Below are 1,755 nucleotides of genomic sequence, written 5' to 3' on the forward strand. Positions count from 1 at the left end.
GAAACGTGTGCGCCGATTGACTAAGGGTTCCTGGGTCAAGCTGATCTGCCCAGGGTAAGTCGGGACCTAAGGCGAGGCCGACAGGCGTAGTCGATGGACAACCGGTTGATATTCCGGTACCCGCTTTGAAACGCCCAATATCGAATCAGGCGATGCTAAGTCCGTGAAGCCGTTCCGGACCCTTCGGGGAAAGGAAAGTGGTGGAGCCGACGGACCAGACTTGTAGTAGGTAAGCGATGGGGTGACGCAGGAAGGTAGTCCAGCCCGGGCGGTGGTTGTCCCGGGGTAAGGGTGTAGGCCGAGGGGTAGGTAAATCCGTCCCTCATGTAAGGCTGAGACCTGATGCCGAGCCGATTGTGGTGAAGTGGATGATCCTATGCTGTCGAGAAAAGCCTCTAGCGAGTTTCATGGCGGCCCGTACCCTAAACCGACTCAGGTGGTCAGGTAGAGAATACCGAGGCGTTCGGGTGAACTATGGTTAAGGAACTCGGCAAAATGCCCCCGTAACTTCGGGAGAAGGGGGGCCATCACTGGTGAGAGGACTTGCTCCTTGAGCTGGGGGTGGCCGCAGAGACCAGCGAGAAGCGACTGTTTACTAAAAACACAGGTCCGTGCGAAGCCGTAAGGCGATGTATACGGACTGACGCCTGCCCGGTGCTGGAACGTTAAGGGGACCGGTTAGTCACATTTCGGTGTGGCGAAGCTGAGAACTTAAGCGCCAGTAAACGGCGGTGGTAACTATAACCATCCTAAGGTAGCGAAATTCCTTGTCGGGTAAGTTCCGACCTGCACGAATGGCGTAACGACTTCTCGACTGTCTCAACCATAGGCCCGGTGAAATTGCACTACGAGTAAAGATGCTCGTTTCGCGCAGCAGGACGGAAAGACCCCGGGACCTTTACTATAGTTTGATATTGGTGTTCGGTTCGGCTTGTGTAGGATAGGTGGGAGACTTTGAAGCTGTGACGCCAGTCATGGTGGAGTCGCCGTTGAAATACCACTCTGGTCGTGCTGGATGTCTAACCTCGGTCCGTGATCCGGATCAGGGACAGTGTCTGATGGGTAGTTTAACTGGGGCGGTTGCCTCCTAAAGAGTAACGGAGGCGCCCAAAGGTTCCCTCAGCCTGGTTGGCAATCAGGTGTTGAGTGTAAGTGCACAAGGGAGCTTGACTGTGAGACCGACGGGTCGAGCAGGGACGAAAGTCGGGACTAGTGATCCGGCGGTGGCTTGTGGAAGCGCCGTCGCTCAACGGATAAAAGGTACCCCGGGGATAACAGGCTGATCTTCCCCAAGAGTCCATATCGACGGGATGGTTTGGCACCTCGATGTCGGCTCGTCGCATCCTGGGGCTGGAGTCGGTCCCAAGGGTTGGGCTGTTCGCCCATTAAAGCGGTACGCGAGCTGGGTTTAGAACGTCGTGAGACAGTTCGGTCCCTATCCGCTGTGCGCGTAGGAATATTGAGAAGGGCTGTCCCTAGTACGAGAGGACCGGGACGGACGAACCTCTGGTGTGCCAGTTGTCCTGCCAAGGGCATGGCTGGTTGGCTACGTTCGGGAGGGATAACCGCTGAAAGCATCTAAGCGGGAAGCCTGCTTCAAGATGAGTATTCCCACCTCCTTGAGAGGGTAAGGCTCCCAGTAGACGACTGGGTTGATAGGCCAGATGTGGAAGCCCGGTAACGGGTGGAGCTGACTGGTACTAATAGGCCGAGGGCTTGTCCTCAGTTGCTCGCGTCCACTGTGTTAGTTCTGAA

Annotated in this window: 1 rRNA gene; it reads left to right on the plus strand. The window is 56.2% G+C overall.

The window, feature by feature from the left end:
• Positions 1–1,724: ribosomal RNA gene (locus ACWDX7_RS28380) — 23S ribosomal RNA — on the plus strand; the annotation flags it as partial.
• Positions 1,725–1,755 lie beyond the last annotated feature (31 nt).

The sequence above is a fragment of the Streptomyces sp. NPDC003034 genome (genome assembly GCF_053591375.1).